Source organism: Streptomyces sp. NPDC041713, assembly GCF_055591085.1.
In genome coordinates this window covers 90,152-112,336 of record NZ_JBVIZY010000017.1, presented here as the reverse complement: position 1 = coordinate 112,336, position 22,185 = coordinate 90,152, and the positions used below count along the sequence as shown (strand labels likewise).

The following is a 22,185-nucleotide window of genomic DNA, read 5'->3' as shown; positions in this document are numbered from 1 at the left end:
AAGGGCCGCGCGCCGGGGGCCGGAGGGCCCGTAATAAAGTCACGGGCATGGTTGATGCCCTGACGATCGCGGTCTCCGTGGCCGCGCTCGCCCTCGCCGCCTGGTGCGGTTTCGCCGCGTACCGCGACCAGCCGACCAAGGACTGGCACTTCATCGGCATGGCCGTGGTGACCCTGCTCGCCGCGGTGCAGCTGATCGTCGGCATCGTCCAGCTCGCGCGCGGCGAGGAGGCGGACCAGGGCACGACGATCTTCGTCTCGTATCTGATCGGCGCCTTCGCCTGCGTCCCCGCCACGGGGTTCATGTCGCTGGCCGAGCGGAGCCGCTGGGGCTCGGTGACGGTCGCCGCGGGCGGTGTGGTGCTCGCCGTGCTCGAAGTGCGGCTCTACGACATCTGGGGAGGCTGAGGTGGCGGTGACCGAGCCCGAGAACGACGGCGGGGCGGAGCGGGCCGAGGCCCCCGCGCGCCAGAAACTGATCACCGGCCCCGGCATCCTGCTGGTGTGGCTGTACGGCGTGATGGTCGTCGCCGCGGTGTCCCGCTCGGCGGTGCAGATCTCCACGGACTTCGACAAGGCACCGCTCGCCTACACGCTCTCCGCGCTGGCGGGCGTCGTCTACGGCTTCATCACGTACTCGCTGGTGCGCGGCGGTGCCGCGGCCCGCTCGGCGGCGCTGGTGTGCTGCGCCGCCGAGCTGGTGGGCGTGCTCGTGGTGGGCACCTGGACGCTGGTGGAGCCGTCCGCCTTCCCCGACGCCACGGTGTGGTCGGACTTCGGGATGGGCTACCTCTTCATCCCGGTGATCCTGCCGGTGACGGCGATCTTCTGGCTGAACAGGGCGCGACGGGCCGCCGCTTAGTCGCTACGCGCTGGTCACGAAGGCTTCCGCCGTCACGTCCTTGGCGAGCGTGACCCTCGTGAGCCGGTCGTTCACCCGCTCCGTGTCCACCTGCGCGTAACCGTGCTTGCGGTACAGCTGGAGGTTCTGTTCGCTGCGGTGGCCGGAGGAGAGCTGGAAGGACTTCGCGGCGCCGTCCGCGCCGAGGCGGTTCTCTATCGCGTCGAGCAGCCGGCCGCCCAGGCCGTGCCGCTGCATGCGGGGGTGGACGATGAGCTTGCCGATCCGTGCCGTGCCGTCCGCGTCGACCGTGCCGCGCACGGAGGCCACCACCTCGGTGCCGAGCCGGGCCACCAGGACGGTGCCCGCCGCCATTTCGGACCTGAGCGACTCCAGGGACTGGGTCAGGGGTTCGATCGCGTAGTCGCCGTAGATCTGCGCCTCGCTCTGGTAGCAGAGGTACTGCAGTTTCAGGATCTGCTCCGCGGCGTCCTGGTCGTCCGCCGCCGCCACCGAGATGGTCACGCTCATGCCCATGTGTGCATGCCTCCCGCTCACCTGCTCCACCGGTTGTCTACCGCTCCATTCCCCACGGAGCAGGAGCCGCAACCTCCGCCGTCAGCATTCTGCGCAGGCATCCCAGGCATCGGGAACGTTCCGGCCCCAGACTCCCCTGTGACATTCCCAACTCCCCTGCGATTTCGCGGTAGGTGAGGTCCTCCGGGGACAGCAGCGCGGACATGAGGCGGGCGCAGCGGGCGGGGAGTCTGCGCACCGCGGCGTGCAGGGTGCGGTGCCGGTCGGCGGTCAGGGCGCGCTGTTCGGGGCCGCGTTCGGTGTCGTCGGCGGGCTCGCTCGCGTACGCCACCTCGCGCCGGCCGGTGCAGCGGGTGCGGCGCGCCTCGGACCGCACGGCGCCGCGCAGCCACCGCGCCGGGTCGGCGGGCGGCCCGTCCGCTTCCAGGCGCTCCAACAGGCGCAGCCAGACGGCCTGTTCCAGGTCGCCGGGGTCGGCGCCGGAGCCGAGGGCCTCCGCGGATGCCTCGGCGGCGAGGAGGGGGCGCAGGGCGGGGATGAGGTCGTGGGTCATGCCCGGCGGGACGCGACCGCTCCGGTACGAGGTTTCCGGAGCGGCCGCTTCTCACCCCATCCGGGGCCGGGCGGTGCGCTGTTGACGCATGTCACCCGGCGCCCCAGGGGGACGGCGGCGACCGGCCGTCAGTCCCGTGCGAAGTCCGCGGCGGCGAGTAGCGCGGTGTCGCAGTTGTCGGAGAAGATCCCGTCGATGCCCGTCTCGAAGTACGCCCGGAAGGCGCCGAAGGCGTCCCCGTAGGCGTTCGGGTCGGTGCCCTTGCGGAAGTTCGTGGGCAGGAAGGTGTTCTCGTTGCGCATCGTGTACGGGTGCAGGATCAGGTCCGCCTCGTGCGCGTCCTCGACCAGCGTGGTCGGGGTGCCGAGGCTGCCGTCGGCCTTCTTCGGGATGATCAGGTCGAGGGTCGGGCCGATGCCCTGGGCGAAGCCCGCCATCCACCGCAGGCCCTTGGGCGTGATCAGGTCGGCGACGGTGCGCGGGTCGCCCGCCTCGACGAAGTCCCAGGGACGGGAGTTCGCGGTGGACAGGAGGACGACGCGGGGCCCGGAGACCAGCTTGGCCAGGCGCTGGATGCTGCTGGGCTCGAAGGACTGCAGGAAGTTCGGCGAGTTCTTCTTGTGCCGCCCGTAGCGCCGCAACAGCTGGGCGAGCGGCTCCTCCAGACCCAGGCCCAGCTTGCGGAAGTACGTGGGGTGCTTGGTCTCGATGTGCAGCCAGACCGGCCGCCCGCGCCGGCGCCCCTCCTTCTCCGCCCAGCGCAGGACCTCCTCCATGGTGGGGATCTCCCAGCGCCCGTCGTAGAGGGTGTTGTGCTGACGGTTGCCGGGGATGCGCTCCTTGGCGCGCAGCGTCTTCAGCTCGGCGAGCGTGAAGTCCTCGGTGAACCAGCCGGTCAGCTTGGCGCCGTCCACCGACTTGGTCGTCTTGCGGGACGCGAACTCGGGGTGGGCCGAGACGTCCGTCGTTCCGGTGATGTCGTTCTCGTGACGGCACACCAGGTGGCCGTCCTTGGTCGGCACGACGTCCTGCTCGATGACGTGTGCGCCCATGTCGAGGGCGAGCTGGTACGAGCCGAGCGTGTGCTCGGGGCGGTATCCGCTGGTGCCCCGGTGGGCGACGACGGTGGGCACGGGCAGGCTCTTGTACCCCCCACTCCCGCCGTGCCCGCCATGCCCGCCGCCGTGCCGCTCGTCGGCTCTCGCCACCCCGGGCGCTCCTGCCACGGCCGCGCCCGCGCCGAGGACCGCCGCCCCCAGTACCGCGCGCCGCCCCGGGCTCGTTCCCGGCTGCTGCTGACCCGACTCCTGCGTCGCCATTGGCGCTCCTCCCGATGTACCGCTGCCGTGCACCTGACGCTGCCTTGCACCTGACAAAGCGGGACTGATCGTAGGTGGCCGGGAGTGACGTGTGGGAGACCCAGGACGGAACGGCGGGATGACGCGGCGTGGCGAGTGGGCGCACCATGGAGGTGGCGGGGCCGTGTGCGGGCCGGACGCCGACCGTGCGCGGGGCCGCCACGCACAGCGACGGGTGTGCGTGACAAGTACCACTGGTTCGGGCCACACCGTTCCCGCGGGGATACGGTCGTCACAAAGACGACGGGTTTGGGCAAGACCCCGCAAAATCAGGTCAACACTGCGTATCGAGTCCATGAACCCGATGTGCAAAGGGCGGTGGCCCGCGAGTACCGTACTCACCTGCATTTACTCGTCGTCGACCCGTTGACACCGGAGGGCCTGTTGTCCCGTCTAGCGCTCATCAAGGCAGTGCTCGGACCGTTCTTGCGCCTGATGTTCCGCCCACGGGTAGAAGGCGCCGAGAACATTCCGGGGACCGGGCCCGTCATCCTGGCCGGAAACCACCTCACGTTCATCGACTCGATGATCCTGCCGCTGGTGACCAAGCGCCCGGTGTACTTCATCGGCAAGGACGAGTACGTCACCGGCAAGGGCCTCAAGGGCCGCCTCATGGCGTGGTTCTTCACCGGCGTCGGCATGATCCCGGTGGACCGCGACGGTGGGCGCGGCGGTGTGGCGGCGCTGATGACGGGGCGGCGCATTCTCGACGACGGCCAGGTGTTCGGCATCTACCCCGAGGGCACGCGGTCGCCCGACGGGCGGCTGTACCGGGGCCGTACGGGGATCGCGCGGCTGACGCTGATGACGGGCGCGCCCGTCATCCCCTTCGCGATGATCGGCACGGACAAGCTCCAGCCGGGCGGCAAGGGCCTGCCCCGTCCCGGGAAGGTGACGGTCCGCTTCGGCGAGGCGATGGAGTTCTCCCGGTACGACGGGATGGACCGGGACCGGTATGTGCTGCGCGCGGTGACGGACTCCGTGATGACGGAGGTCATGTTGCTGTCGGGGCAGGAGTATGTGGACATGTACGCGACTAAGGCGAAGGCGGCGTAGCCCTGCGGGGCTTGAGCGGTTTATCGGTGCGCCCGCACCGGTGCGGAGGTCTTTTCTCCGGCACCGGGGCGGGCGTTCGCGCAGTTCCCCGCGCCCCTGATAAGGCCGCACTTCACCTGCAGGTCGGTTGTGCTTGCTCGCGCAGTTCCCCGCGCACCTGATAAGGCCGCACTTCGCCTGCGGGTCCGCTGTGCTTGCTCGCGCAGTTCCCCGCGCCCCTCATCAGGCCGCACTTCACCCGCGGGACCGCTGTGCTTGCTCGCGCAGTTCCCCGCGCCCCTCATCAGGCCGCACTTCGCCTGCGGGTCGGTTGTGCTTGCTCGCGCAGTTCCCCGCGACCCTGTGGGGCGTCCCGCACGTCGCCGGGTGCGCCCCGTCAGGGGCGCGGGGAACTGCGCGAGCGGCCACGACGCGCTCGCAGGCGAAGTGCTGGTTTTCAGGGGCGCGGGGAACTGCGCGAGCGGCCACCGCGGCGGCGAGGTCGGCTGCGGGCCGGGCCCCGCGAGGGGGGTCGGTCAGTGGGGGCTGCCGCCGTCCTCCAGGCGCTGCCCCTTCAAGAGGAACCACGCCACCCCCGCCGTCGCGAGCAGCACCACCGCCCCCACGCCCGACGCCAGTCGAAGCCCGTCCACGAAGGCCGTCTGGGCCGCCGAGAGCAGGACGTCCGCCTGCCCGGCCGGCAGGCCCGCCGTCGACTCCACCGCGCCGCCGAGCGACTCGTGCGCGGCCGCCGCCACGTCCGCCGGCGTGCCCGGCGGTGCCGTGAAGTCCCGGTAGACGCCCGTGACGATGGAGCCGAGCAGCGCGATACCGAGCGCCGCACCCAGTTCATACGCCGTCTCGGAGACCGCGGACGCCGCGCCCGCCTGCTCCTTCGGCACGCTGGAGAGAATGACGTCGGCCGTCACCGTGAACGAGAAGCCCGCGCCGATCCCGACGACCAGGAGCGCCGCCCCGAGCAGCGGATACCCCGTGTGCTGGCTCAGCGCCGTGAGCGCGGCGAGCGAAAGGCCCACCGCCGCGAGTCCGCCGGCCACCACCACCCGTACCGAGAAGCGCCGCGCGACCACGCCCGCGACCAGGCCCGCCGCCACCGCACCCACCGCGGCGGGGAGTTCGGCGAGGCCGGCCTCGAACGGCCGCCTCCCCTGCACGAGTTGCAGGAACTGGGAGAGGAAGAAGACCAGGCCGGACAGGCCGAGGACGGTCAGCAAATCGGCGAGGACCGCCCCGGAGAAGCCGCGGTTGCGGAACAACCGCATGTCCAGGAGCGGCGCGGGGAGCGTGAGTTGGCGGCGTACGAACCAGGTGAGCGCGGCCACGCCGACCACCGCGGACGCCGCGACGTCCCAGCGCATCCCGTGCGCGGCCGCCTCCTTGACGGCGTACACCACCGCGATCATGCCGACCAGCGAGAGCACGACGCTGATCAGGTCCCACGGGCCCGGCGCCGGGTTCTTCGACTCGGGCAGGAACTTGATGCCGACGAGGACCAGCACGGCCATCACGGGCAGGTTGATGAGGAAGACCGAGCCCCACCAGAAGTGTTCGAGCAGGAAGCCGCCGACGACGGGCCCGACGGCCGCGCCCGCGGACGCCATGGCGCCCCAGATGCCGACCGCGAGGCTGCGCTCGCGCGGGTCGTGGAAGATGTTCCGGATCAGCGCCAGCGTCGACGGCATCAGCGTCGCGCCCGCGACACCGAGCAGCGCGCGGGCCAGGATCATCAGCTCCGGGCTCGTGGCGTAGGAGTTGAGGACCGACACCGCGCCGAAGGCGACGGCGCCGCACAGCAGCAGCTTCTTCCGGCCGATGCGGTCGCCGAGGCTGCCCATGGAGACGAGCAGGCCGGCGATGACGAAGGAGTAGACGTCGCCGATCCACAGCAGCTGAGTGCCGGACGGCTTGAGGTCCTCGCTGATGTAGGGGGTCGCGAGGCCGAGCACGGTCGCGTCGACGGCGACCAGGAGGACGGCGAGGGCGAGCACGGCGAGCGCGAGCCAGCGGCCGGGGCTGCGCTCCACCTCGGGGGCCGCGGGCTGCCGGTGGGTGCTGGTCATGAGTCCACTCTCCGCTGTGCGCCGCCGATCAGCAGCTCGGCGATCATGTACGAGAAGTCGTTGGCGGCCACCCGGCCGTCCTGCACCGCCCAGGCACCGGAGCCGACGAGGCCGTAGAACGCCTCGGTGAGCCAGGCGGGGGTGAGGTCGATGCGGAACTCGCCGTTCTCCTGGCCGCGCCGGAAGAGCGCCGCGAGACGGTCGTCGATGCGGTTCCAGCCCTGGTTCTGTCCGTCGCCCTCGAACAGCTGGTTCTCGGTGTACAGGAACGCGAGCAGCCCGGCGGCCGGCTCGATCCCCGTCACCAGGCGCCGCAGCGCCTCGCTCGCGCCGCCCTCGTCGAGCCGGGCCCGGTCGAGCGCGGCCTCGCACTCCTGGACTCCGAGCTCCTCCAGGGCGCGTACGAGGGCGTCACGGCCCGCGAAGTGGCGATGGAGGGTCGCCCTGCTGATGCCCGCGGCGCGGGCGACCTCGTCCATGGTCGCGGTGGACTTGCGGGTGAGCAGGGCCGCGGCGCTGCGCAGAACCTGCTCGCGATCGACTGACATGAGACAAGCCTAAGCCATCTGAGACAAAGCTGTCTCACCCTTTATGGTTCGCCGCGCCGCCCGGATCAGCTCCAGCTCGCCGCGCCGCTCGGGTCAGTTCCAGGGGAGCCGCGCCCGCCCCTCCCAGTACGCCGCGGGGTCCTGCGCGAGTCCCACCAGCCGCTCCAGCTGCCCCGCGGACAGGTCGACCGCGGCCGCGTGCAGATTGGAGACGAGCTGGACCGAGGTGGCCGCGCCGGACAGGACGACGCCCGCCCACGGTTCGGCCAGCAGCACGGCGAGCGCCACCGCGTCGCAGCCGAGCCCGGTCTCCTCGGCGACCTCGCGCAGCGCGGGCGGCGCGTACGGATCGGCGAGGCGGCCGTTGGCCAGGCCCTCCTTGACGAGCACGGTGAGCCCCGCGTCGTGCGCCTCGGCGAGCGCGGGCCCCGCGGAGGTCTCCAGGATGTTGTACGTCGCCTGGACGGTGCGGAAGAGCGGCTCGCCGTCGACGGTCACGGCGAGCGCCGCGCGGATGGCGGCCGCCTGCTCGGGGCCGCTCACGGAGAGCCCGACGGTGACGCCCTCGGCGGCCAGCGCGGCCAGCCGGCCGTGCAGTTCCTTGTCGGTGAGCGCCGGGCTCTCGGGCGTCACGGAGTGGACCTGGTAGAGGTCGAGCCGGTCGCCGAGGAGTGCGGCGGTCTCGGCGCGCTGGCGGTCGTACGCGGCGACGCTGTGGTCCTTGACCTCGTGCGGGCCCTCGACCTCGGTGCGCCAGTCCGCCGTGTAGGTGTAGCCCCACTTGCTGCCGACGACGACATCGTCGACGTCGGGCCGTGCGCGCAGCCAGTCGGCGAGGAACTCCTCGGACCTGCCGTAGGAGCGCGCCACGTCGAAGTAGCGAACCCCCGACGCGTAGGCGGCGTCGAGGAGTTCGACGGAGCGCTCGCGCAGGGCCTCGACGCTGCGGGACGGCGGCAGGTCGTCCTCCCGGCCCAGCGTGATGTAGCCGGGCCTGCCGACGGCGGCGAGGCCGAGCCCCAGGTGTGCGGTCGGGGTCGTCGCTGCGGCCAGCCGTGCGAAGGGCATCGCGGGCTCCTCGTCGTAGGGGATCTCCCCGTCAACGTAACCCGCGACGCCCCTTTCTCACCTGCGCGCGGCCGCCCACTCCTGCTGGGCCGTCAGATCCGCCTTGACCTCGGCGAGCTGGACGGCGACGGCCGAGGGGGCGGTGCCGCCGCGGCCGCTGCGGGAGGCGAGGGCGCCGGGGACGTTCAGGACGGTGCGCACCTCGGGCGTGAGGTGCTCGGAGATCTTCGCGAACTGCTCGTCGGTGAGGCCGTCGAGCTCCTTGCCCTCGGCCTCGGCGACCTTCACGCACTCGCCCGCGACCTCGTGCGCGACACGGAACGGCACGCCCTGCTTGACCAGCCACTCGGCGATGTCGGTGGCGAGCGAGAAGCCGGCCGGGGCCAGCTCCGCCATGCGCTCGCGGTGCACGGTGAGCGTCGCCATCATGCCGGTGAAGGCGGGGAGCAGGATCTCCAGCTGGTCGCAGGAGTCGAAGACCGGCTCCTTGTCCTCCTGGAGGTCGCGGTTGTACGCGAGCGGGAGCGCCTTGAGCGTCGCCATCAGGCCGGTCAGGTTGCCGATGAGGCGGCCCGACTTGCCGCGCGCGAGCTCGGCGATGTCCGGGTTCTTCTTCTGCGGCATGATCGACGAGCCGGTGGAGAAGGCGTCGTGCAGCGTGACGAAGGAGAACTCCTTCGTGTTCCAGATGATGATCTCCTCGGCGATCCGGGAGAGGTTCACGCCGATCATCGCGGTGATGAAGGCGAACTCCGCGACGAAGTCCCGGGAGGCCGTGCCGTCGATGGAGTTGGCCGACGAGCCGTGCTCGAAGCCGAGGTCCTTCGCGACCGCCTCCGGGTCGAGGCCGAGGGACGATCCGGCGAGCGCGCCGGAGCCGTACGGCGACACCGCCGTCCGGGCGTCCCACTGACGCAGCCGCTCGGCGTCCCGGGAGAGCGACTGGACGTGGGCGAGGACGTGGTGGGCGAAGAGCACCGGCTGGGCGTGCTGGAGGTGGGTGCGGCCCGGCATGGCGACGTCGGGGTGCGCCTCGGCGAGGCCGACGAGCGCGCCCTGGAGGTCGGCGAGCAGGCCGCCGATGATCCGGGCGTGGTCGCGCAGGTACATCCGGAAGAGCGTCGCCACCTGGTCGTTGCGGGACCGGCCGGCCCGCAGCTTGCCGCCGAGGTCGGGGCCGACCCGCTCCAGGAGGCCCCGCTCCAGGGCGGTGTGGACGTCCTCGTCGGCGACCGTGCCGACGAACGATCCGTCGGCCACGTCGGCCTGCAGCCGGTCGAGCCCGGCCAGCATGCCGGTCAGCTCGTCCTCGGTGAGCAGGCCCGCCGTGTGGAGCACGCGGGCGTGGGCGCGGGAGCCGGCGATGTCGTACGGCGCCAGGCGCCAGTCGAAGTGCACCGATGCCGACAGCTTCGCCAGGGCCTCCGCGGGCCCGTCGGCGAACCGACCGCCCCAGAGCCGGAGGCCATCACCGTTGTTGCTGCTCACTGACGTGCTCCTCACTGCCTCATCCGAACTATGCATGAGTATGCATTGCTCCGTATGTTTCGTCAATCGAGCCGCCCCTCACGACCGGGACATCGGCAAACTCATTAGACGACTGAAGGACTTGCGCCATAATCACCGCCCATGGGAAAGACGTACGAACGCATAGACGGCCGGCTCCGCACCTTCATCGAGGAGCAGCCGATGTTCTTCACCGCTACCGCGCCGCTGGCCGGCGACGGCACGGTCAACCTCTCCCCCAAGGGAATGCGCGGCTCGTTCGTGGTGCTCGACGAACTCCGCGTCGCCTACCTCGACTTCGCGGGCAGCAACGCCGAGACCATCGCGCACCTGCGGGAGAACGGCCGCATCACCCTCATGTGGTGCGCCTTCCAGGGGCCGCCCAACATCGTGCGGGTGCACGGCCGGGGCGAGCCCGTCTTCCGTGACGACCCGCGCTTCGAGGAGCTCCTCGGCCACTTCCCCGGCATCGATCCGACGCCGCACGGTCTGCGCGCCGTCATTGTCGTGACGGCCGAACGCGTCCGCGACAGCTGTGGATACGCGGTGCCCTACATGTCGTACGACGAGGACCGGGATCTGCACGCCCGGCGCTTCGCGCGCGAGGACGACGCGTCGCTCAGCGCGTACTTCGCCCGTAAGGAGTACATCGCGCAGAGCATGGACGGCCTGCCCGCGCTGCCCCTCCCGCTGCCGCCGAGCGCCTCCGCGCCGCCCGCCTCCGCGTAACGACCGCGTTCCGTGTAAGGACCACATACCGAGACGGGGTTGCACGGACGCCGGAGCGAGGCGTTCCATCGCGCCGTGCAAGCCGAACAGACGACCACCACTGCGGTCGGCGGGGCGGACCCGGCCGACCGGGCCGCCCGCCGCGCCGTCACCGTCTTCCCCGTCCTCGTCCTCGCGGCCGGCGGCCTCGGCCTGGCCGCGCCGGACGCCTTCGCGGGCTGGGGCACGAACGTCCCGTACCTGCTTGGCGTGGTGATGTTCTGCATGGGGCTGACCATGACCCCGCTCGACTTCCAGGGCGTGGTCAAGCGGCCGTGGGCCGTCGCGCTCGGCCTCGTCGCGCACTACGTGATCATGCCGGGGCTCGGCTGGCTGATCGCCCACGCGCTCGGTCTCTCCCCGCAACTGGCGGCCGGCGTCATCCTGGTGGGCTGCGCGCCGAGCGGCACGGCGTCGAACGTGGTCACGTACCTGGCGCGGGGCGACGTGGCGCTCTCCGTCTCCGTCGCCACCGTCTCGACCGTCCTCGCCCCGCTGGTCACGCCTCCGCTGACGCTGCTGCTCGCCGGCGAGTACCTGCCCGTCGACGCGGGTTCGATGGTGACGGACATCCTCAAGACGGTGCTGCTGCCGGTCGTCGCCGGTCTGCTCGTCCGGCTGCTGCTCGGCCGGTACGTGGACCGGGTGCTCGGCGCGCTGCCGTGGCTGTCGGCGCTGACCATCGCCGCCATCGTGGCGATCGTGGTCGCGGGCAGCGCCACGGCCATCAAGTCGGCGGCGGCGCTGGTGTTCCTCGCGGTGTTCCTGCACAACGGCCTGGGCCTGGCGCTCGGTTACGGCGCCGGCAAGCTCGCCCGCCTCGGCCCGCCCGCGTCCCGGGCGATGGCCTTCGAGGTCGGCATGCAGAACTCGGGCCTGGCGGCGTCCCTGGCAACGGCCCACTTCAGCCCCCTCGCGGCACTGCCTTCGGCGGTGTTCTCCGTGTGGCACAACGTGTCGGGGGCGCTGGTGGCGGCATGGATGTCGTATCGGGCGCGGGGCGGCGAGGGGGCCGCGGCGGAACCGGTCCTGCCGCGGACGGCGGAATCCGGCTGAGTCACCCGTGGCCTTGTCCGGGGACCTGCGCGGGCCACCAGCGCGCGTCAGGAGGCATCGGCACGCGCTTCGGGGTGTCCGAGCGCGAGGGGGAGGGATTGCGCAGGGCCCCGCGCCGCCAGACCTTGTCTCGGCAGACCAGGCTGTACGGCGGGACGCGGACGTCCCACTCCCCCTCGTCGACGCAGGACTCGCCCTTCTCCGGTTCCACCAGCAGGCGCCACTCGGCGTCTTCGGTGGACGGCGAACAGGTCAGCGGGGTGCCCCGGCGGGTCACGCCCCGCTTGTCCCTGGGCCCGCACTTCGGCCCCCTCCACCCCTTCCCCGCCACGAAACGCGGCGTCATCGTGACGGTCGGCGTCGGGGACGGCGCGGGGGCCTCGGGGCACGCCGACGCCACATCGGGCGGTGGCGTCCCCTCGTAGAAGGTGAAGCTCTTGCCGGCGCACCGCACCTCGAAGCGGCCCCCCTCACCGCCGGACGACGAGGGCGCGGCGGCTTCCGCCGGCGTTCCGGGCTCGCTCGCGCACGCGGTGACCGTCAACAGCGCCGCGCCACAGACGAGGGTGAGAAGCGGTAAGGAACGTGCACGTCGTCCACGCATGCGTGAACGGTAGGGTGCGGCGCCCGGCGAGACTAGTGGTCGTTCGACGCCAGGCGGAGCAGGTGGTCCGCCAGGGCCTGGCCGCCCGTCGGCTCCCTGCTGATCAGCATCAGCGTGTCGTCGCCCGCGATCGTGCCGAGGATGTCGTGCAGTTCGGCCTGGTCGATCGCCGAGGCCAGGAACTGGGCGGCGCCGGGCGGGGTGCGCAGGACGACGAGGTTGGCCGAGGCCTCCGCGGAGATCAGCAGCTCCGCGGAGAGACGCCGCATCCGCTCCTCCTTGGCCGACTCCCCGAGCGGCGCGCGCGGGGTGCGGAAACCGCCCTCGCTCGGCACCGCGTAGATGAGGTCGCCCTCGGCGTTGCGGATCTTGACCGCGTTCAGCTCGTCCAGGTCCCGGGAGAGCGTCGCCTGAGTGACGGTCAGGCCGTCGTCGGCGAGCAGCTTCGCCAGCTGGCTCTGGGAGCGCACCGGCTGCCGGTTGAGGATGTCCACGATCCGGCGGTGGCGTGCGGTGCGGGTCTGCGGCACGGCGGGACCCGCGTGGTCGACGTGCTCGTTGCCTTGCGCCTGGCTCATCGTCGTCTCATTCTCCGGATCGTCCGTCCCCGTCGGCCGCAGCGGCCTTGTCCAGTACGCCGGGCAGCGCCCGGAGGAACGCGTCCACCTCGTCGTCGCGCACGTTCAACGGCGGCATCAGCCGTACGACATCGGGGGCGGGCGCGTTCACCAGGAAGCCGGCGTCCTGAGCCGCCTGCTGCACCCTTGGCGCGAGCGGCTCGGTGAGCACGATACCCAGCAGCAGGCCCGCGCCCCTTACATGGCCTGCCAGGGGGTGTCCCAGTGACTCGATTCCGCCGCGCAGCCGCTCGCTCGCCCGCTTGGTGTTCTGCAGCAGGCCCTCGGCGTCGATGGTGTCGATGACGGCGAGTCCCGCGGCGCAGGCGACGGGGTTCCCGCCGAACGTCGTGCCGTGGTGGCCGGGCTTGAACAGCTCCGCCGCCGCGCCGAACGCGACCGTCGCGCCGAGCGGGAGTCCGCCGCCCAGGCCCTTCGCGAGCGTGACGACGTCCGGCTCCACGCCCTCGTGGGCGAGGTACTCGAACCAGTGGCCGGTGCGGCCGATTCCGGTCTGCACCTCGTCGAGGACGAGGAGCGTGCCGGTGGCGCGGGTGATCTCCCGGGCGGCCGTGAGGTAGCCCGCGGGCGGTACGACGACGCCGTTCTCACCCTGGATCGGCTCGATGATCACGAAGGCGGTCTCGGGGGTGACCGCCGCGCGCAGCGCCTCGACGTCGCCGTACGGGACGTGCGTGACGTCGCCGGGCAGCGGTACGAACGGCTCCTGCTTGCCGGGCTGGCCGGTGAGGGCGAGCGCGCCCATGGTGCGGCCGTGGAAGCCGCCCCGGGTGGCGACCATGTGGCGCCGGCCGGTCAGCCGTCCGAGCTTGAACACGCCTTCGTTGGCCTCGGCGCCGGAGTTGCAGAAGTACACTCGGCCCTCGCGCCCGAAGAGCTGGAGCAGCCGCTCGGCGAGCGCGACGGGCGGCTCGGCGACGAACAGGTTCGAGACGTGGCCGAGGGCGCCGATCTGGTGGCTCACCGCCTCGACGACGGCGGGGTGGCCGTGGCCGAGGGCGTTGACCGCGATGCCGCCGACGAAGTCGAGGTACTCCTTGCCGTCGGCGTCCCACACCTTGGTGCCCGCGCCGCGCACGAGGGGCAGTCTGGGCGTGCCGTAGTTGTCCATGAGGGCGCCCTGCCAGCGCCCGGTCAGCTCCTGGTTGCTCATGACTCCCCCTCCGGGACGTGCTGCGTGTCGGGCACGACCATCGTGCCGATTCCTTCGTCCGTGAAAATTTCCAGCAGGATCGAGTGCTGGACCCGTCCGTCGATGACGCGGGCGGTCTCGACGCCGTTGCGCACGGCGTGCAGACAGCCCTCCATCTTCGGGACCATGCCGCTGGCCAGCTCGGGCAGGAGCTTCTCCAGCTCCCGCGCGGTGAGCCTGCTGATGACCTCGTCGGAGTGGGGCCAGTCCTCGTAGAGGCCCTCGACGTCGGTGAGGACCATCAGCGTCTCGGCGTCCAGCGCAGCCGCAAGTGCCGCAGCCGCCGTATCAGCATTGACGTTGTAGACATGGTGGTCGTCCTGGGAGCGGGCGATCGAGGAGACGACCGGGATGCGGCCGTCGGCGAGCAGCGCCTCGATGGCGCCGGTGTCGATCTCGGTGATCTCGCCGACCCGGCCGATGTCGACCAACTCGCCCTCGATGCGGGGCTGGTGCTTGGTGGCGGTGATGGTGTGCGCGTCCTCGCCGGTGAGGCCGACGGCGAGCGGGCCGTGTTGGTTGAGCAGGCCGACGAGCTCGCGCTGCACCTGTCCGGCGAGGACCATGCGGACCACGTCCATGGCGTCCTCGGTGGTGACGCGCAGGCCCGCCTTGAACTCGCTGACGATGCCGTGCCGGTCGAGGGCCTTGCTGATCTGCGGGCCGCCGCCGTGCACGACGACGGGCTTGAGGCCCGCGTGGTGCAGGAAGACGACGTCCTGGGCGAAGGCGGCCTTGAGCTCCTCGTCGACCATGGCGTTGCCGCCGAACTTGATGACGACGGTCTTCCCGCGGTGCCGGGTGAGCCAGGGCAACGCCTCGATGAGGGTCTGCGCCTTGGGCAGCGCGGTGTGTTTGCGGGCGGTGGGCTGGCCGCTCGCGTCCTTGGGCGTGTCGGTGCTCATGAGGAGTACGCGCTGTTCTCGTGGACGTAGTCGGCGGTGAGGTCGTTGGTCCAGATCGTCGCGCTCTCGCCGCCGGCGGCGAGGTCGGCGGTGACGACGATCTCCCGGTAGCGCATGTCGACGAGCTCGCGGTCCTCGCCGACGGAGCCGTTCTTGCAGACCCAGACGCCGTTGATGGCGACGTTCAGCTCGTTCGGGTCGAAGACGGCGGAGGTGGTGCCGATCGCGGAGAGCACCCGGCCCCAGTTGGGGTCCTCGCCGTGCAGGGCGCACTTGAGGAGGTTGTTGCGGGCGATGGAGCGGCCCACCTCGACGGCGTCGGACTCGCTCGCGGCGTTCACGACCTCGACCTTGATGTCCTTGCTGGCGCCCTCGGCGTCGCCGATGAGCTGGCGGCCCAGGTCGTCGCAGACCTCGCGGACGGCCTCGGCGAACTCGGCGTACTGCGGGGTGACGTCGGCGGCGCCGGAGGCGAGCAGCAGCACGGTGTCGTTGGTCGACATGCAGCCGTCGGAGTCGACGCGGTCGAAGGTGAGCCGGGTGGCGTCGCGCAGGGCGCGGTCCAGGACGTCGGCCTCCAGGTCGGCGTCGGTGGTCAGGACGACGAGCATGGTGGCGAGGCCGGGGGCGAGCATGCCCGCGCCCTTGGCCATGCCGCCCACGGTCCAGTCGCCCTTGGTGACCACGGACGTCTTGTGGACGCTGTCGGTGGTCTTGATGGCGATGGCGGCCTTCTCGCCGCCGTGCGCGGAGAGTTCACCGGCCGCCTTGTCGACGCCGGGCAGCAGCTTGTCCATGGGGAGCGTGACGCCGATGAGCCCGGTCGAGGCGACGGCGACCTCGCCGGCGTTCAGGGACAGCGCCTCGGCGACCTTCTCGGCGGTGGCGTGCGTGTCCTGGAAGCCCCGCGGCCCCGTACAGGCGTTGGCGCCACCGGAGTTGAGGACGACGGCGGAGACGACGCCGCCCTTGAGGACCTGCTCCGACCAGAGCACGGGAGCGGCCTTGACGCGGTTGGAGGTGAAGACGCCCGCGGCGGCCCGGCGGGGCCCGGTGTTGACCACGAGGGCCAGGTCCGGGTTGCCGTTCTCCTTGATTCCGGCGGCGATGCCCGCCGCGGTGAATCCCTTGGCTGCCGTCACACTCACGGCGCGACTCCGATCGTAGTGAGCCCGGTGGCCTCGTCGAGGCCGAGGGCGATGTTCATGCTCTGCAGGGCGCCGCCCGCGGTGCCCTTGGTCAGGTTGTCGATGGCGCTGATCACGATCACGCGCCCGGCCGCCTCGTCGAGGGCGACCTGGATCTGCACGGCGTTCGAGCCGTACACGGCGGCGGTGGCGGGCCACTGCCCCTCGGGGAGCAGGCGCACGAACGGTTCGTCGGCGAGCGCCTTCGTGTACGTGTCCCGCAGGCTCTCGGCGGTGACGCCGGGCTTCGCCTTCGCGCTGCAGGTGGCGAGGATGCCGCGGGGCATCGGCGCCAGGGTCGGCGTGAAGGAGACGCCGACCCGTGTGCCCGCGGCGGCGCTGAGGTTCTGGATCATCTCGGGCGTGTGCCGGTGGCCTCCGCCGACGCCGTACGGGGACATGTTGCCCATGACCTCCGAGCCGAGGAGGTGGGGCTTGGCGGCCTTGCCCGCGCCGGAGGTGCCGGAGGCCGCGACGATCACCGCCTCCGCCTCGACGAGGTCCGCCGCGTACGCCGGGAAGAGCGCGAGGGAGACGGCGGTGGGGTAGCAACCGGGCACCGCGATGCGCTTGGACCCCTCCAGCGCGGTGCGGGCGCCCGGCAGTTCGGGCAGGCCGTACGGCCAGGTGCCGGCGTGCGGGCTGCCGTAGAACGTCTCCCAGTCCGCGGCGTCGGCCAGCCGGAAGTCGGCGCCCATGTCGACGACGAGGACGTCGGGCCCGAGCTGCTCGGCGACGGCGGCGGACTGCCCGTGGGGCAGCGCGAGGAAGACGACGTCGTGCCCGGCGAGGACCCCGGCCGTGGTCGGCTCCAGGACGCGGTCGGCGAGCGGGAACAGATGCGGCTGCAGCGCGCCGAGGCGCTGGCCCGCGTTGGAGTGGCCGGTGAGGGCGCCGATCTCGATCGCGGGGTGCGCGAGCAGCAGACGCAGCAGCTCGCCGCCCGCGTACCCACTCGCCCCTGCCACTGCTGCGCGTACCCTCATGGAACCCTCCTCTTGGATGGCATGACTATACGTTCCGCTGCAGTTTTATGCAACGCGGGCTGGTCGTCGCGGCTGTCGCGGCCTCGGTGCGCAAGGGGCGGCCCGGGTCGGACAAGGGCGCGCAGGCGCGGACCCCGCGGCCGGGGCAAGCTGGTCGCATGATGACCGTGCTCATCGTGGCCGACGACGACGTGGCCGCTTCGCTGCGTCCTTTCGTGCAGGACGGCCCGCACTTCCGGGTGATCTCCCATGCGAGCGGGCCCGTCCAGGCCCTGGCCCAGGCCCGTGCGCTGCTGCCCGACATCGTGCTGATCGACAGCGCCGCGCCCGGCGCCGGGCAGGGCCTCGCCACCTTGTTCCAGGGCGTCCGTGACCTGCAGCCGCCCAGTGGCGTCATCTGGCACCTGTCCTCGGACCCGCCGGTCGCCGCCGCCTTCCTCGAAGAGGTCGACGGCTGCGTGCACGTCGTGCGCCCCGGCGACCAGGCCGCCCTGCGCGCCGCGCTGGTGGACATCGGCCGCCGCCGGGCGAGCTGCGACCCCGACCAGCCCGCCTGAACCGGCCGCTCCTGTCGGCCGGGGCCGGGCCCTCGCCCCGGTAGGCCGCTCAGCCCGCTCGTCTCAGCCCTCCCCCGCCTCGCCGAACCACCTCCGCAGCTGGGCGAGCAGGTCCCGCTGGTCTGCGCCCGCCCAGGCCACATGGCCGTCCGGTCGCAGCAGCAGCGCGGGGACGTCCGGCTCCACTTCCTCGGCGGTGTCGACCACGTGGTCCACCCGGTCCGCCCAGCCGGTCACCGCGAGGCGGCCCGTCCGGTCGAGCAGCAGGCCGCGACCCGTACGCAGCAGCTCGTAGAGCCGGCCCCGCCGCAGCCGTACGTCGCGCAGCCGCGTGCCGAGGAGCTCGTGACCCTCGCCGAAGCCGAAGTCGTACCGGACGTCGAGCGCCGTGATCATCCCGGTCACGTACCGGTTCGCCTCCTCGAAGTCCATCAGCTTCGACAGCAGCCCGCGCAGCGCGGTCGCGCCGGGGTCGGAGCCCAGGAGCAGCATCTGGGCGCGGGTGTTGTCCAGGACGGCGGCGCCCACCGGGTGGCGCTCGTCGTGGTAGCTGTCCAGGAGGCCTTCGGGCGCCCGTCCTTCGACCGCGGCGGCCAGCTTCCAGCCGAGGTTGAACGCGTCCTGGACGCCGAGGTTGAGCCCCTGGCCGCCGGTCGGCGGGTGGATGTGCGCGGCGTCGCCCGCCAGCAGCACCCGGCCGGCCCGGTACCGCTCGGCCTGCCGGGTGGCGTCGCCGAAGCGGGACAGCCAGCGCGGGCCGTGCGCGCCGAAGTCGGTGCCTGCGTACGCCCGCAGCTGCGCCCTGAACTCCTCGATGTCCGGCGCCGTCACCCGGTCCTCGGCCGCCCCGTCGGCGGGGAGGACGACGCGGTACATCCCGTCGCCCAACGGGCTTGCCCCGAACCGCAGTTGGGTCGCCCGGACCCGCTCGACGGTCGCGGCGATCGTCGCCGGGTCCTCGGTCAGCGCCAGCTCGCCCAGCAGCGTCTCGGCGGTCGCGGGCACCCCGGGGAAGCCGACGCCGAGCTGCTTGCGGACCGTGCTGCGGCCGCCGTCGCAGCCGACGAGGTAGCGCGAGCGCAGCCGCGTGCCGTCCGCCAGCTCGACGGTCACGGACTGCGCGTCCTGGCTCAGCCCGACCACGTCGTGGCCGCGCCGGATCTCCGCGCCGGCTTCGCGGGCGTACGCGTCGAGCAGCCGCTCGGTGACCGGCTGCGGGGTGGCCAGGCCGTACGGGTGCGCCGTGTCCAGCCGCTCCGGCCAGGACTTCCTGATGCCGCCGAAGAATCCGCCCGCGCGGAACGTCTCGCTGACCGCGAGGAACCGGTCCAGCAGGCCGCGCTGGTCCAGGATCTCGACGCTGCGCACGTGCAGTCCCTGGCCGCGGGACTGTCCGGTCGGCGCGGTCAACCTCTCCAGGACGACCACCCGCACGCCGCGCAGCCGCAGTTCACCGGCCAGCATCAGGCCGGTCGGCCCGCCGCCGACCACGATCACGTCGATCATGCCCACGCCTCTTTCTCATCGGTTTCCTCGTCGGTGCGATCCGTCGGAGCGGCGTGCCGCGCCATCACGGCCTGCGGCAGCGATGGATTGGCCGCCGCCGCTTCGACCACCTGCCAGTCGTCGTCCCGCAGCAGCTCGGCGATCACCCAGGGCGGAAGCCCGGGGTGGCCTGCGGCGACGGGCCGCGCCCGTGGGTCCGCCAGGCAGGCGAGCAGCGCCGGGGCCGTGGCACGGCGATGGCCCGCGATCTCGCGCAGGGCCCGGCGCGCCGGCGGCCGCTGCCGGGCCAGCTCCTCCAGGAAGGCCGGGGTGGCGTCCGGGTTGGCCGCGACCGAGGCCGCCACCTGGGCGCCGTGCCGCGCCAGCATGGCGCGCAACTGCCCCTCGTCGAGGCCGGGATGCGCCGCGACGGACTTGACGACTTTCGCGTCGGGATCGCGGGCCAGCGCGGAGCGGATCTCCGGCGGAAGGTCGCGGCGCCGGGCGACGAGCATCCGCGGGGCCGGCACCGGCGACGCGGCCAGCTCCGCGACCTCCGCGGGTGAGGCGGCGGCCACGCGCGGCAGCAGGGTCGCGCCGATCCGGGTGGTGGCGGTCAGGGCGGCGAGCAGGTCGAGCGGTATCCGCGGATGGTGCGCGAGTTCGCGGCGTACGTCGGGGCTACGGTCGTCCGCCAGCACGCGCAGCAAGGACTCGTCGACGGCGGCATTCGCGGCGACGTCGGCCCGCACGCCGGGCGCCTCGTCCGCGGCGAGCCGCGCGTACACCGGTGGCGGCAGGTCCTGCCGGGTGGCGAGGGGCCACCGGAGGAGCAGGGAGGGGTGGTCGGCGTACTCGGCGGCGGCCTCCGCGGGGGTGGCCGGGTTGGCCAGGGCCGCCCGCCGCGTCTCGTGGACGGTGGACTCGTGGGAGCCGTCGCAGGCCGCGCCCGGCGGGAGTGCGCAGTCAGGGCGTGGGCACTCCCGGTCGTGCACGAACGGCGTCTCCTCCTGGTCGCAGACGAGGCACCGCCGTGCGGGCGGCAGCCCGTCGCCGGTCAGCAGGGCCGTCAGTACGGTCGCGGGCGTCGACGCGTTGGCGGCCACCGCGCGGCGGACCTCGGCGTGCGGGTGCCGCGCGAGTTCGGCGGCGATGTCCGGCGCTGCCCACAGGGCGAGCTCCGCGACGACGCGGACGTCCGGGTCGGCGGCGAGCCGCGCCACCACGTCGGACGGCAGGGCGGGGCAGGCGGCCAGCAGCTCCCGGCGCCCGGCCACCGGGTCCGACGCGAGGAGCCGCGCCCACTCCGGCCGGCCGGCCCCTTCGCCGAGCAGGGCGAGGGCCACGTACGGCTGGGCCGTGGGGTCGACGTCGTCGGCGGCGGGCCACCCCCGTTCCGCGAGCCGGACCGCGCACGCGCGGACGGCGCTTTCCTCGCCACCGAACACCAGCGCAGCTGCCCGCGCACGGCCGAGGTCCGCCCGCCCCGCGAGCTCCGCGGCCACGTCACCCCCGTCCGGCTCCGTGACGGCGAACGCGATCAGCCGGTCGACCAGGGCGGGCGGCAGGGACGGGTTGGCGGCGAGGCCGCTGAGAAGGTGAGTCACGGGCACGGAAGGATTTTCCCCCGGGCAGGCCACCGCCGAGCGACGCAGGTCACATCCGCGCATGTCACAGGGGCCGGGGCTGTCTCGTCTCAGGGGATGTCACCTCGTACGGGCATGTCACCCCGTACGCGGATGGCACCAGGCAACACGACGAGGACCAGGACGAGGACCGGGGAGCACACCATGGACGCGCGACTGAACTACATGGCCCAGCCGAACGCCGCCAAGGCGCTGAAGTACTTCCTCTCGGGGAGCAAGGCGCTCAAGGACACCTCCGTGCCGAACGCGACCCAGGAACTGGTGGCGCTGCGCGTCAGCCAGATCAACGGCTGCGCGGCATGCGTCGACATGCACACCAAGGAGGCCGCCGCGGACGGTGAGACCGCGGTGCGGCTGAACCTGGTGGCGGTCTGGCGGGAGGCCACCGTCTTCACCGAGGCCGAGCGGGCCGCGCTGGAGCTCGCGGAGGAGGGCACCCGGGTCGCGGACGCGGCCGGCGGGGTCTCCGACGAAGTGTGGGCCCGCGCCGCGAAGCACTACACCGAGGAGCAGCTCGCCGCCCTGGTGGTGCATGTCGCGTTCATGAACATGGTGAACCGGATGAATATCATCACCCGGCAGCCGGCCGGCGACTACGTGCCCGGCCAGGTCCACTGACGAACGGAGCCGGCGCGGGGCCGGGCAGGCCCCGCGCCGCAGGGGGTACGGCATGAGCAAGGTGGAGGAGTTCGAGGAGCTGCGGCCGCTGCTGTTCTCGATCGCCTACCGGATCCTCGGCAGCGTGGGCGAGGCCGAGGACGCGGTCCAGGAGACGTGGCTGCGCTTCGACGCCACGGCGACCCGGCCCACCTCGGCCAAGGCCTATCTGTCGGCGGCGGCCACCCGGATCTCGATCGACGTGCTGCGGTCGGCGCGGGCGCGCCGGGAGGAGTACGTGGGGCCGTGGTTCCCGGAGCCGCTCCTCGACGACCCGTACCAGGACCCGGAACGCGCGGTGGAGCTGGCCGAGTCGGTGTCGATCGCCGCGCTCGTGCTGCTGGAGCGGCTGAGCCCGCTGGAGCGCGCCGTGTTCGTGCTGCGGGAGGTGTTCGGCTTCGGGTTCGACGAGGTCGCCGCGGCGGTGGAACGCTCGGAGGCCGCATGCCGTCAGCTGCTCGTACGGGCACGACGGCACATGGAGGCCGGGCGGCCGCGTTTCGCGCCGGCCCGCGGGGACCGGGAGGAGCTGGCGTCGCGGTTCCTCGACGCCCTCGGCGCGGGTGACCTGGCGGGTCTGCGGGAGCTGCTCGCCGCCGATGTGTCGATGGTCGGCGACGGCGGCGGAAAGGGTCCGCAGCTGTCCAGGGCCGTCGTCGGCACCGAGAAGGTGGCCCGTCTCCTGACCTCCAGTTTCCCGGTGATGACCCGGATCGGTGTGACGTACGAGGCGCACGAGCTCAACGGCGGGCCCGGCGCGATCTTCCGGGACCGGGACGGCAGGGTGCTGCACACGCTGGCGCTGGACGTGGCGGACGGGCGGATCCGGGCGATCCGTCTGATCATCAACCCCGACAAGCTCGGGCACCTGGGTCCGGTCGGGGACGCCTGGGCCGTCGACCGCGAGGTCCGGCAGCTGATGCGGGCCGCGGCGCGGCCACCGGAGGCGTGACCACTTGAGGCGTGGCCACCGGAGGC

General features: G+C 72.6%; 23 protein-coding genes. 8 read left to right on the top strand and 15 right to left on the bottom strand.

Going from position 1 to position 22,185, the window contains the following annotated elements:
* Positions 1–47 precede the first annotated feature (47 nt).
* Together ACZ6CV_RS34180 and ACZ6CV_RS34175 are read left to right on the top strand one after the other, a co-directional pair.
* A complete protein-coding gene (locus ACZ6CV_RS34180; RefSeq protein WP_355810534.1) occupies positions 48–407 on the top strand; it encodes a hypothetical protein in 360 nt (119 codons plus the stop codon).
* A gap of 7 nt (positions 408–414) precedes the next feature.
* Positions 415–861: a hypothetical protein gene (locus ACZ6CV_RS34175; protein WP_469255396.1), complete on the top strand. Its 447-nt coding sequence runs from the start codon at positions 415–417 to the stop codon at positions 859–861.
* Positions 862–864: 3 nt separating this feature from the next.
* Here the strand turns inward: ACZ6CV_RS34175 and ACZ6CV_RS34170 are convergent, their stop codons facing one another.
* The 3 genes from ACZ6CV_RS34170 to ACZ6CV_RS34160 form a co-directional block, all read right to left on the bottom strand.
* Positions 865–1,377, bottom strand: a complete 513-nt coding sequence (locus ACZ6CV_RS34170) for a GNAT family N-acetyltransferase (RefSeq protein WP_469255357.1) — start codon at positions 1,375–1,377, stop codon at positions 865–867.
* Between the two features lie 37 nt (positions 1,378–1,414).
* Positions 1,415–1,930 carry an RNA polymerase sigma factor gene (locus ACZ6CV_RS34165; RefSeq protein WP_362371478.1) on the bottom strand — a complete coding sequence of 172 codons (516 nt, stop codon included), beginning with the start codon at positions 1,928–1,930 and terminating at the stop codon, positions 1,415–1,417.
* 128 nt (positions 1,931–2,058) lie between these two features.
* On the bottom strand, positions 2,059–3,249 hold the full coding sequence (locus tag ACZ6CV_RS34160; protein ID WP_469255355.1) for a glycerophosphodiester phosphodiesterase: 1,191 nt from the start codon (positions 3,247–3,249) through the stop codon (positions 2,059–2,061).
* A gap of 405 nt (positions 3,250–3,654) precedes the next feature.
* Here ACZ6CV_RS34160 and ACZ6CV_RS34155 point away from each other — a divergent pair, with 405 nt between their 5' ends.
* Positions 3,655–4,344, top strand: coding sequence for a lysophospholipid acyltransferase family protein (locus ACZ6CV_RS34155; protein ID WP_469255395.1), 690 nt, complete (start codon positions 3,655–3,657; stop codon positions 4,342–4,344).
* Positions 4,345–4,859: 515 nt separating this feature from the next.
* Here ACZ6CV_RS34155 and ACZ6CV_RS34150 read toward each other — a convergent pair.
* The 4 genes from ACZ6CV_RS34150 to argH all read right to left on the bottom strand — a co-directional run bounded on the left by ACZ6CV_RS34150 (position 4,860) and on the right by argH (position 9,508).
* Complete coding sequence (locus ACZ6CV_RS34150) at positions 4,860–6,404, bottom strand: MFS transporter (RefSeq protein WP_469255353.1); 1,545 nt, start codon at positions 6,402–6,404, stop codon at positions 4,860–4,862.
* Positions 6,401–6,952 (bottom strand): TetR/AcrR family transcriptional regulator, encoded by a 552-nt coding sequence (locus ACZ6CV_RS34145; RefSeq protein ID WP_362371469.1) that lies wholly within the window; start codon positions 6,950–6,952, stop codon positions 6,401–6,403. Before ACZ6CV_RS34145 ends, ACZ6CV_RS34150 begins: the two co-directional genes overlap by 4 nt.
* A 93-nt stretch (positions 6,953–7,045) precedes the next feature.
* On the bottom strand, positions 7,046–8,020 hold the full coding sequence (locus tag ACZ6CV_RS34140) for an aldo/keto reductase (RefSeq protein ID WP_469255351.1): 975 nt from the start codon (positions 8,018–8,020) through the stop codon (positions 7,046–7,048).
* Positions 8,021–8,077: 57 nt separating this feature from the next.
* Positions 8,078–9,508 carry an argininosuccinate lyase gene (gene argH, locus ACZ6CV_RS34135; RefSeq protein WP_469255350.1) on the bottom strand — a complete coding sequence of 477 codons (1,431 nt, stop codon included), beginning with the start codon at positions 9,506–9,508 and terminating at the stop codon, positions 8,078–8,080.
* Between the two features lie 141 nt (positions 9,509–9,649).
* Here argH and ACZ6CV_RS34130 point away from each other — a divergent pair, with 141 nt between their 5' ends.
* Both ACZ6CV_RS34130 and ACZ6CV_RS34125 read left to right on the top strand, forming a co-directional pair.
* On the top strand, positions 9,650–10,255 hold the full coding sequence (locus ACZ6CV_RS34130; RefSeq protein ID WP_469255349.1) for a pyridoxamine 5'-phosphate oxidase family protein: 606 nt from the start codon (positions 9,650–9,652) through the stop codon (positions 10,253–10,255).
* Between the two features lie 75 nt (positions 10,256–10,330).
* The gene (locus ACZ6CV_RS34125) at positions 10,331–11,350 is read left to right on the top strand and encodes a bile acid:sodium symporter family protein (RefSeq protein WP_469255348.1); all 1,020 of its coding nucleotides are present in this window, start codon (positions 10,331–10,333) and stop codon (positions 11,348–11,350) included.
* A gap of 1 nt (position 11,351) precedes the next feature.
* On the opposite strand, the gene ACZ6CV_RS34120 is transcribed toward ACZ6CV_RS34125, so the two are convergent.
* Genes ACZ6CV_RS34120 through argC form a run of 6 tightly spaced genes read right to left on the bottom strand, consistent with a single transcriptional unit; the run spans position 11,352 to position 16,862 of the window.
* On the bottom strand, positions 11,352–11,954 hold the full coding sequence (locus ACZ6CV_RS34120) for a hypothetical protein (protein WP_469255347.1): 603 nt from the start codon (positions 11,952–11,954) through the stop codon (positions 11,352–11,354).
* A 32-nt stretch (positions 11,955–11,986) separates the two neighbouring features.
* Complete coding sequence (locus ACZ6CV_RS34115) at positions 11,987–12,532, bottom strand: arginine repressor (protein ID WP_355810501.1); 546 nt, start codon at positions 12,530–12,532, stop codon at positions 11,987–11,989.
* Between the two features lie 7 nt (positions 12,533–12,539).
* A complete protein-coding gene (locus ACZ6CV_RS34110; protein ID WP_469255346.1) occupies positions 12,540–13,745 on the bottom strand; it encodes an acetylornithine transaminase in 1,206 nt (401 codons plus the stop codon).
* Positions 13,742–14,689: an acetylglutamate kinase gene (gene argB / locus ACZ6CV_RS34105; RefSeq protein WP_469255344.1), complete on the bottom strand. Its 948-nt coding sequence runs from the start codon at positions 14,687–14,689 to the stop codon at positions 13,742–13,744. The genes ACZ6CV_RS34110 and argB overlap by 4 nt, the downstream gene beginning before the upstream one ends.
* A complete protein-coding gene (gene argJ / locus ACZ6CV_RS34100; protein ID WP_469255343.1) occupies positions 14,686–15,837 on the bottom strand; it encodes a bifunctional glutamate N-acetyltransferase/amino-acid acetyltransferase ArgJ in 1,152 nt (383 codons plus the stop codon). Before argJ ends, argB begins: the two co-directional genes overlap by 4 nt.
* A complete protein-coding gene (argC, locus tag ACZ6CV_RS34095; protein ID WP_469255342.1) occupies positions 15,834–16,862 on the bottom strand; it encodes an N-acetyl-gamma-glutamyl-phosphate reductase in 1,029 nt (342 codons plus the stop codon). The genes argJ and argC overlap by 4 nt, the downstream gene beginning before the upstream one ends.
* Positions 16,863–17,020: 158 nt before the next feature.
* Between argC and ACZ6CV_RS34090 the strand changes: the two genes are divergently transcribed.
* Positions 17,021–17,419 carry a response regulator gene (locus ACZ6CV_RS34090; protein ID WP_469255341.1) on the top strand — a complete coding sequence of 133 codons (399 nt, stop codon included), beginning with the start codon at positions 17,021–17,023 and terminating at the stop codon, positions 17,417–17,419.
* Positions 17,420–17,482: 63 nt separating this feature from the next.
* Here ACZ6CV_RS34090 and rox read toward each other — a convergent pair whose 3' ends face one another.
* Both rox and ACZ6CV_RS34080 read right to left on the bottom strand, forming a co-directional pair.
* Positions 17,483–18,925 carry a rifampin monooxygenase gene (gene rox, locus ACZ6CV_RS34085; RefSeq protein ID WP_469255340.1) on the bottom strand — a complete coding sequence of 481 codons (1,443 nt, stop codon included), beginning with the start codon at positions 18,923–18,925 and terminating at the stop codon, positions 17,483–17,485.
* Complete coding sequence (locus ACZ6CV_RS34080) at positions 18,922–20,511, bottom strand: hypothetical protein (protein ID WP_469255393.1); 1,590 nt, start codon at positions 20,509–20,511, stop codon at positions 18,922–18,924. Before ACZ6CV_RS34080 ends, rox begins: the two co-directional genes overlap by 4 nt.
* Positions 20,512–20,694: 183 nt before the next feature.
* Between ACZ6CV_RS34080 and ACZ6CV_RS34075 the strand changes: the two genes are divergently transcribed.
* Positions 20,695–21,168 carry a carboxymuconolactone decarboxylase family protein gene (locus tag ACZ6CV_RS34075; protein WP_469255338.1) on the top strand — a complete coding sequence of 158 codons (474 nt, stop codon included), beginning with the start codon at positions 20,695–20,697 and terminating at the stop codon, positions 21,166–21,168.
* 52 nt (positions 21,169–21,220) lie between these two features.
* Positions 21,221–22,159 (top strand): RNA polymerase sigma-70 factor, encoded by a 939-nt coding sequence (locus tag ACZ6CV_RS34070; RefSeq protein WP_469255336.1) that lies wholly within the window; start codon positions 21,221–21,223, stop codon positions 22,157–22,159.
* Positions 22,160–22,185 lie beyond the last annotated feature (26 nt).

What these genes read in the sequence shown, in the direction of transcription:
- ACZ6CV_RS34180 (WP_355810534.1), top strand. Translation starts at nt 48, where the DNA reads ATGGTTGATGCCCTGACGATCGCGGTCTCCGTGGCCGCGCTCGCCCTC.
- ACZ6CV_RS34070 (WP_469255336.1), top strand. Translation starts at nt 21,221, where the DNA reads ATGAGCAAGGTGGAGGAGTTCGAGGAGCTGCGGCCGCTGCTGTTCTCG.
- ACZ6CV_RS34150 (WP_469255353.1), bottom strand. Translation starts at nt 6,404, where the DNA reads ATGACCAGCACCCACCGGCAGCCCGCGGCCCCCGAGGTGGAGCGCAGC.
- rox (WP_469255340.1), bottom strand. Translation starts at nt 18,925, where the DNA reads ATGATCGACGTGATCGTGGTCGGCGGCGGGCCGACCGGCCTGATGCTG.
- ACZ6CV_RS34160 (WP_469255355.1), bottom strand. Translation starts at nt 3,249, where the DNA reads ATGGCGACGCAGGAGTCGGGTCAGCAGCAGCCGGGAACGAGCCCGGGG.
- ACZ6CV_RS34075 (WP_469255338.1), top strand. Translation starts at nt 20,695, where the DNA reads ATGGACGCGCGACTGAACTACATGGCCCAGCCGAACGCCGCCAAGGCG.
- ACZ6CV_RS34170 (WP_469255357.1), bottom strand. Translation starts at nt 1,377, where the DNA reads ATGGGCATGAGCGTGACCATCTCGGTGGCGGCGGCGGACGACCAGGAC.
- argC (WP_469255342.1), bottom strand. Translation starts at nt 16,862, where the DNA reads ATGAGGGTACGCGCAGCAGTGGCAGGGGCGAGTGGGTACGCGGGCGGC.
- ACZ6CV_RS34120 (WP_469255347.1), bottom strand. Translation starts at nt 11,954, where the DNA reads ATGCGTGGACGACGTGCACGTTCCTTACCGCTTCTCACCCTCGTCTGT.
- ACZ6CV_RS34115 (WP_355810501.1), bottom strand. Translation starts at nt 12,532, where the DNA reads ATGAGCCAGGCGCAAGGCAACGAGCACGTCGACCACGCGGGTCCCGCC.
- argB (WP_469255344.1), bottom strand. Translation starts at nt 14,689, where the DNA reads ATGAGCACCGACACGCCCAAGGACGCGAGCGGCCAGCCCACCGCCCGC.
- ACZ6CV_RS34165 (WP_362371478.1), bottom strand. Translation starts at nt 1,930, where the DNA reads ATGACCCACGACCTCATCCCCGCCCTGCGCCCCCTCCTCGCCGCCGAG.
- ACZ6CV_RS34110 (WP_469255346.1), bottom strand. Translation starts at nt 13,745, where the DNA reads ATGAGCAACCAGGAGCTGACCGGGCGCTGGCAGGGCGCCCTCATGGAC.
- ACZ6CV_RS34145 (WP_362371469.1), bottom strand. Translation starts at nt 6,952, where the DNA reads ATGTCAGTCGATCGCGAGCAGGTTCTGCGCAGCGCCGCGGCCCTGCTC.
- ACZ6CV_RS34130 (WP_469255349.1), top strand. Translation starts at nt 9,650, where the DNA reads ATGGGAAAGACGTACGAACGCATAGACGGCCGGCTCCGCACCTTCATC.
- ACZ6CV_RS34140 (WP_469255351.1), bottom strand. Translation starts at nt 8,020, where the DNA reads ATGCCCTTCGCACGGCTGGCCGCAGCGACGACCCCGACCGCACACCTG.
- ACZ6CV_RS34090 (WP_469255341.1), top strand. Translation starts at nt 17,021, where the DNA reads ATGATGACCGTGCTCATCGTGGCCGACGACGACGTGGCCGCTTCGCTG.